5 protein-coding genes are annotated in these 7,972 nt (G+C 39.6%); 3 read left to right on the forward strand and 2 right to left on the reverse strand.

What is annotated here, in order from left to right:
• Positions 1-139: 139 nt before the first annotated feature.
• Positions 140-859, forward strand: coding sequence for a helix-turn-helix domain-containing protein (locus CWB66_RS14960; protein WP_138585980.1), 720 nt, complete (start codon positions 140-142; stop codon positions 857-859).
• Positions 860-927: 68 nt separating this feature from the next.
• Here the strand turns inward: CWB66_RS14960 and CWB66_RS14965 are convergent, their stop codons facing one another.
• Positions 928-2,853, reverse strand: coding sequence for an alpha/beta hydrolase family protein (locus CWB66_RS14965; RefSeq protein ID WP_138585981.1), 1,926 nt, complete (start codon positions 2,851-2,853; stop codon positions 928-930).
• A 162-nt stretch (positions 2,854-3,015) separates the two neighbouring features.
• Between CWB66_RS14965 and CWB66_RS14970 the strand changes: the two genes are divergently transcribed.
• Positions 3,016-3,606: an ATP-binding cassette domain-containing protein gene (locus CWB66_RS14970; protein WP_138585982.1), complete on the forward strand. Its 591-nt coding sequence runs from the start codon at positions 3,016-3,018 to the stop codon at positions 3,604-3,606.
• A complete protein-coding gene (locus CWB66_RS14975; protein ID WP_138585983.1) occupies positions 3,603-4,718 on the forward strand; it encodes a DUF6136 family protein in 1,116 nt (371 codons plus the stop codon). The genes CWB66_RS14970 and CWB66_RS14975 overlap by 4 nt, the downstream gene beginning before the upstream one ends.
• A 4-nt stretch (positions 4,719-4,722) precedes the next feature.
• Here the strand turns inward: CWB66_RS14975 and fadE are convergent, their stop codons facing one another.
• Positions 4,723-7,179: an acyl-CoA dehydrogenase FadE gene (fadE, locus tag CWB66_RS14980; RefSeq protein ID WP_138585984.1), complete on the reverse strand. Its 2,457-nt coding sequence runs from the start codon at positions 7,177-7,179 to the stop codon at positions 4,723-4,725.
• Positions 7,180-7,972: the final 793 nt, after the last annotated feature.

Here is a 7,972-nt window from a genome sequence, read left to right on the forward strand (position 1 = left end):
CAGCTATCAGCTATCAGCTAAAAAATCGACTACTTACTGCTAACCTGCTAATATTCCTGCCTATTCTTTAATATTCAGCTTTATATATCTGCATGAATAGCCAAGAATCTAGTCTCACTTTAAAAAAGGAAGCACTAAAATGAGCACATTAGGTCAACAACTAAAGCAGCTGAGAAATAATAAAAAATTGAGCCAACCTGAATTTGCAGAGCAAGTGGGTATAGAACAAAGTTACTTATCAAAACTAGAAAATGATAAATCAATTCCTTCTAACGACATTTTCAGATCTTTGCTTTTGGCATTAGATATCTCTATTGATGAATTTATGAAACCGCTTGCAGCTAGTCATGATAAAGCGAGGTTAATACAAATAACAGATGTTGAACAGTGGCTTAAAAAACAAGCTGTTAATACTTCAGCTAAACAACGAACACTGATTTATTTAGTCATGTTTTTAATTTCGTTTGGTTGTGCATTATTTTATGTAGGTCATAAAAATTATGTGTTTAATGAACGCTTTTATGAGTATCGCTCTATTGGAATTATTAAAGCTGATGAACCACTCAATGTTTTCAATCATTGGAAAAATTATATAATAGATCCCAGTGCTGAAAAGCGTGCAGAAAAACTTAAAGAGATGCTTGCTAGGCGTGTTGAGCTTTTTAAATTAATGGATGAGTATATTGGCGAATCATTTGTTGAAGAAGTGACTGGTGGTAAACGTGTTTACACAACAGATGCTATCCCACGCTTCATCTCACATGCAGGTAATAGCTGGCTTGAATTTATTGGACTATTTGCAGTTGTGTTTGGTTTAGCGCTTGCGTTATTTGAACCAAAATTAACGCGTCACCCATAAAAAGCTGCATGCGAACAAGCACACAGCCTTTATCTTAAATTTAGCCCATACTTGTATGGGCTAACGGACTATTTTAAATAGGTATCTAAAAAGTTTAAGTAAGCATTTGAGGCCGTAATACGGTTTTCTTTTTTACTAAAACCATGGCCTTCATCATCAAACAACACATATTCTACGGGTACGCCATTGGCTTTTACCGCCGCGACGAGTTCATCACTTTCTACTTGTAGAACGCGCGGATCGTTTGCACCTTGGATCACCATTAGTGGTTTTGTAATGTTTTTAGCGTGAAATAATGGTGATATAGCACGATGGCGTTCCCCATCAGTTTCAGGATCACCCATTTCATCATATAGCGACTTTTTAAAGCTTTCCCACCAAGGTGGGATAGAATTTAAGGTACGCACCCAGTTTGTCACGCCAAAAATATTAATACCTACTTTAAATTCTTCCGGTTCAAAAGCCAGCGCTGCTGCGGTCATAAAGCCGCCGTAGCTTCCACCCATGATGCCAATTTTATCGGCATCAACCCAATCTAAACTTTGTAAGTGTTTTTTGCCGTAAACAATATCTTGCAAATCATCGGTGCCGTGTTTTTTATCATCCAGATGAAAAAAGGTTTTACCATAGCCAGAGCTGCCACGGTTATTAACGGCAAAAATGGCGTAACCGTGATTCACTAAATGTTGCTGCATAGCACTATAACCGGTGCGGCTTTGCCCACCTGGTCCGCCGTGCACCCAAATAAGCGCAGGAACTTTATTTGTGCTGCTTGCTTGTTTTGGTTTGTATAAAACGCCAGGTATTTCAAGGCCATCAAAACTTTTAAAGCGAACGATTGTGCTTTCAACTAAGTCGTTTTGGTTAATTTCTTTACTTAGTGTATTTGTAAGCTGTTTTGCTTGATCACTGCCCACTTGCCACACAAATAAATTACTTGGAGAGGTGTCTGAGTTTAAATAAAACGCCATCGCTTTTTCGTCATTTGAGAAGTTAACGCTGCGTAAGTTGCCTACGGGTAATGCCGGCATCGCAATTTCTTTGCCTGTTTGGGTATCAATCACAGTGACTTTAGTACTTGCGTCAGCATTCACACCACTTACTTGATAACGCCCCGATTTAGAGAAATAAATAAAACTAACATCCCAGTCATCTTTTAATGCGGGGGTATGCTCGCCTGAGGCCATGTCATAACGCCATACTTGTGAAAACTCGCCTTTAGCGTCTGTTGAGTAATATAAATATTTGCTGTCAACAGAGAAGGTGTCAGGGCTATATTGCGCTGGTGTATCATGCTTTGAAATTAACTGCGGTTTGAGTGACTTTTTAAACGTATCAAGAATAAAGGTATCGCTGTCTTTGTTAGTATTACTTTTGGATAGTGCTATGTAACGGCCGTCGGGACTAATAGCACCCACGTTTAGCCCTAAGGTGTTTTGATAAACCGGTGTTACTGCGTAGGTTTTACTATCAACACGGTATAAGTCCATAAATTTAGCATCGCGCTTGTTACTGGTGATGAAAAATTGGCTACCATCGTTGGTAAAACCGGCAAAGCTGGCGCGGGTTTCATCCCCTGGCGTTAGATCTGTCATTGTGCCATCAGCTTCACGCACGTATACATGGTATCGTTCATTCCCACCTGAATCCTTGGTAAATAGCACTCGATCATCATTTGGAAAGTAACGCACAGGATAAGTGCTGTCCTCAAAGTTGGTTAAACGAGTTTTTCCGCCAGTTTTCGCATCTACTTCGTACAAGCTGTAAATACCACTTTCATCACTACTGACTAAAATTTTGTCGCCTGTTGAGGAGAAACTATTTCCTGTGATAGAGGTAGTATCAAAAAAGGTACCAGCGTCATAATTTTTAACTGATTGAGTTTGAGTAACTTGCGGATTCGTGGTGCTATTAAATACTGTTGACTGGCTACAACCAGCCAATGCCAGCGTTATCGCACAGGTAAGGCTTGCTAATTTTAAAGACTGTTTCATATCGACATCCTGTTGTTTATTGTTTTGAATTTTTAGTCTCACCTGAACACTTTTTAAACGCAAGTGATTACTGATTGTTAACTGCAACAAAGTGTTACAAAGGGTCTGTCGTTTTAAATATGCCAATAGCTATAATGACACTTCACATTAAAGGATATATTTATGATTGAAGTCATTGGCTTAAATAAACAATTTGCGACTAACCTGCTATACAGTAATTACCACACAAAATTCACTGCCCCGCGAATCTGTATTGAAGCGCCTAATGGCCAAGGAAAAACTACATTACTGATGATGTTGGCAGGGCTTGAAATGCCGCAAAGTGGTAAGTTTTTATTTTCAGGGAATACGCTCAAAAATCCTCATGTACAGGTTGCTATCGCCAGTGATCGAATTACATTACCTGGTTTTTTAACCGCTAAACAAATTATTAATTTATCAGTAAGTACCTTAGATTGTGCTTGGCCGCTAGGACTTATTGACGGCTTTAATTTTAATGAGTTTTTAGATACCCGTTTTGATGCTTTGTCATCGGGTAACCAAAAAAAATGCCAACTAATATTGGCTTTAATGCGGGATGCACCTTATTTGTTGTTAGATGAACCGAGCGCAGCACTCGACCAAGCCAGTATTTGTTATTTATTGGGGTTACTTGATGACTATTTAATCGATAAAACTAATGGGCAAATTATCATTACCTGCCATGAGCCAGCTGTGTTTATTGAACATGGTTTTGAGTGTGTGCCTTTATGAGTGGTAGAACGACCAAGCAAATTATTGATCAATATCGTGCATTTATGAACTACAGATATCAAGCTTATCTCACTGAGCTTAAACAGCTCTTTTTACAGTTAAAAAACTTTGGTTTATTGTTTTTAATGGTATTGGGCTCAGCTACGCTTGGTATGATATTACTGCTATTTTTAGGGCTTGGTAAAATTATTGATAGCAGTGATGCGCCGCAGTACGGCGCACAAATGGCGTGGCTGTATTTAGTATTACAAAGTGTGATGCTCAGTGCGATGAAGCCTGCCATTAAAAATAGCCAGCAACGGTTATTTCAGCGCACCATTGTGGGGTCTTGGTGGCTTAATGTAATGGATATTAAATTATTACTATTAAGTAACGGGTGGTTGATAGTAAGTGCTGTTATAGCATTTGATTTGACCTTCACACAATGGCTCAAAGCGCCGCATTTTATACTCTTTATGATATTGCAGTTTAGCTTAGGGGTTTTATGTTTATATAAGCCAAAGGCATTGCTATATGGCTTTGTATTAACGGCTGCTCTAGTACTCATTCCTATTAATATAAAGCCACTTGCATACCACGGTAGTTTTGCTTTTTTATTTTTACTCGGTGTATTGATACCCGCTTTTAATATGGCAAAAAGGCTTTCTGTTAATTCGTTAATGGGCTTTTGGCTCGCCTTTTTGATAAATCACAGTTGGGTATTAGTTTGGCGAGTGTCGTTACTGCTATGTGTGTTCATGGCATCAGCAACACTATTAAGTGAGCGTACTGATTTGGCAAGTATATTTACTATTTTAGCGCTTTCTTTTATTGTTTTAGTGACTAGTTCACTGCAGTTTGATTGCGGTAATATTTTTACACATTATCGATTGTTTTTTAATACATGCGATCAACAACGGATATTTTATATAAGTCAATTTGTACCGAGCATAGTGCTGTTTATAATCACTATGATTTTTTATATGTTAATAGTCGGCCAAATGAGTTTTTTATTGCTTTTAGCCGCTGTTATAGGGTGCGTATTACAGTTGTTTTTTGCACAAAAAAAACCAGCGCATTATGCGCTGGTTTGGGTAATTACAACAGGTTTGCAACTGGCTTTTCTAGCTTAACTAGTTAAGCTGCATCAGCATTTTTTACTACGCTATTACGCGCGGCTTTACCTGCAAGTAAATCAGCAGGGTCAAAGTCATCAACGTTAATAACATCTAAACGAGACTGTTCAACAGCAGCTAGTTTATCAGCTTCTGCTTGGCTTAATATGCCAGCTTCTAGTCCCATTTGCGCTACTTTATCCAGCTGGAAAAATGGCAGTTTAAGGCCTTTTTCTTTACATACACGGTCAAATAACGGTTCAACTTCAAGGATGTCTTTAAGCGTTTGCTCTTGACGACCTACAAGGTTAAGTGGCTCATTTTTCAAGTATATGTAGCTTGCTAAACGATTGCGTGTTTCGCTTGGTACTTGAAGTAACTTAGCAAGTTTATGCTCAAGCTGATCCGTTGGTTTGCGTACTGGGCGGCCAAATGGGAATAACAATACTTTTAATACGCCACGTAGTGGTGCAGAAGGCATGTTGTTGATTAAGTCAGCAAGTGCACGTTGGCAATGGTAAAGATGATCTTGGCAACTCCATTTTACTAGAGCAAAATCCTCTTTTTTACGGCCTTCGTCGTTGTAACGCTTAAGCGTTGCAGACACTAAGTATAAGTAACTTAGTAAATCACCTAAACGTGCAGAAATACGTTCTTTACGTTTTAGTGATCCGCCAAATACAGCCATGCTTATGTCAGACATAAGTGCAAGCGATGCACTAAAGCGTGACGCAATACGATAAAACTCAGCTGTTTCGTCGTTGTACGGCACACTTGTAAAGCGAGCACCAGTAAGTGCAAGCCACTTAGTACGTACAAGGTTTGACGTAGTAAAGCCAATGTGACCCATTAGCGCTTTATCAAATACATTAAGCGCTTCTTCGCGGTCTTCAATTTCGCACGCACCTAGTTCGGTAAGTACAAATGGATGACAGCGAATTGCACCTTGACCGTAAATAATCATATTACGGGTCAAGATGTTTGCACCTTCAACAGTAATGGCAATAGGTGCACCTTGATAGCCACGACCTAAATAGTTATTTGGCCCAAGCATGATGCCCTTACCACCAAGTACGTCCATTGCATGAATCGTTGCATCACGCATTTGCTCTGTAAGGTGATATTTAATAATGGCAGACACAACCGATGGTTTTTCGCCTAAATCAACCGCGCCTGTAGACATACTAACCGCTGCATCAGAGCTGTAAGCATAACCAGCTAATTTAGCTAGTGACTCTTCAACACCTTCCATTTTACCAATAGGTAAACGGAACTGACGACGAATGCGACTATAAGCACCCGTTGCTACAGCAATCATTTTAATGCCACCGGCAGAGTTTGACGGCAATGTAATTGCACGACCAACCGATAAACATTCAACCAGCATGCGCCAGCCTTGACCAGCCATATCTGGCCCACCAATAATGTAATCAAGTGGTACAAAAATGTCTTTACCGCGAGTAGGACCATTTTGAAATGGTACGTTAAGCGGAAAGTGTCGACGACCAATTTCAACTCCAGGAGTATCTGTTGGGATAAGTGCACAGGTGATGCCTGGCTCTTTATTGTCGCCAATTAAGCCATCTGGATCTTGTAATTTAAATGCAAGACCAAGTACGGTTGCAACGGGTGCAAGTGTAATATAACGCTTGTTCCACGTTAAGCTAATACCCACAACTTCTTCACCATTCCATTGTCCTTTACACACCACACCGTAGTCTGGGATAGAGCTTGCATCAGAGCCCGCTTCTGGTGAGGTTAAGGCAAAACAAGGGATTTCTTGGCCGCTAGCTAAACGCGGTAAGTAATGGTCTTTTTGCTCTTTTGTTCCATAGTGTTGTAATAATTCACCAGGGCCTAAAGAGTTAGGTACGCCAACAGTTGACGAGAGTAACGTTGATTTACTTGTTAGTTTTTGAAGTACACATGATTGTGCAAATGCAGAAAACTCTAAACCGCCGTATTCCTTTTTGATGATCATAGCAAAGAATTTATTATCTTTTAGATATTGCCATACATCTTGTGGAAGGTCGGTTAGTTCGTGTGTTGCTTCCCAATCATCCAACATGGCACACACTTCTTCAACTGGGCCATCGACAAAAGCTTGTTCTTCAATTGTAAGCTTAGGTACAGGGTATTGATGAAGCTTTTTCCAATCAGGGTTACCGCAAAATAAATCTGCTTCCCACCACGTTGTACCGGCGGCAATGGCTGATTTTTCAGTATCAGACATGCTTGGCGTTACTTTTTTAAACGTAGCAAAAATTGGCTTGATGATATATTGCTGACGAATGCCAGTAACAGAAAGAGGAACCGCGATGACCAAGAAGATCAACCAGCTAATTAAACCAAAAGCACCGGCGAAGGTACCTATAAGTAGGGTTGCGGCAGAAACACCAAGTGCTGTGTTCCAACTCGCTCTGTGGTAAATCGCAGCGCAAAGCAGCACGATTAAACCGAGTGTAAATATGAGTGTCATTTTTATTCCTTAATAGAGGTCAGACCACCTCACTTAGAGTAGCGCTAGTAACAGTATTTTTCAAGTACATTGAAGCGTTAAATTATAGTAAAAATAGTTAAAGGGCGAGATTAGTTTACCTAAAGTCGGCACGACAAACGTTAGCTATATAAATAAAGCTTTGTTGGTTAAACCTTGGCAGCATATATATACCAATTTTATTAAAAACATGATCATTCTATCGCATTAAATAATTCACTAATTGCGTTAAAAATTATTCATATAGAACAACGGTATGTCACAATTTTCGCCTTGTTATTGTGCTATTTTCTTCGCGCTATAATAGATCACCATTTGATGCAATTGGTATTATTATGCGCGCTAAGGTTGATCATAACTATAATTTTATGATCTTATAACAAAATCGGTGTCACTGTTTATTATTACATTATGAATACTGACTCAAACAGAGTGTTCGAAATGGCGATAGACCTTAGGGCACGTGACCTTTGGTGGTTGAATTTTCAGTAGGCTGTTTGGTATTTAAGCAAGGCAGAGCCTATGATGTGTGGTTGTTCCCCATAAATAGGCGAGAACGCAGCATAAATGCCAAACATGTGCTGCCCTTTGGCTTCCTTCTAGGGACGGTTGACTCTTTGTTGCTCGGTTTTTACTTAGCCCACTAGGTTACAAACCTCGCGCCGCGATTCAACCGCCCCTAGATTGAACAAATTTCAATCCACAAAGATCAACACGCCCTAGAGCAAACACAAAGTGATGACAATAAAGAAACGATAGTTGTTCATCTCGGTGT

This window comes from Pseudoalteromonas sp. S558 (assembly GCF_005886635.1).
Taxonomy (GTDB): domain Bacteria; phylum Pseudomonadota; class Gammaproteobacteria; order Enterobacterales; family Alteromonadaceae; genus Pseudoalteromonas; species Pseudoalteromonas aliena.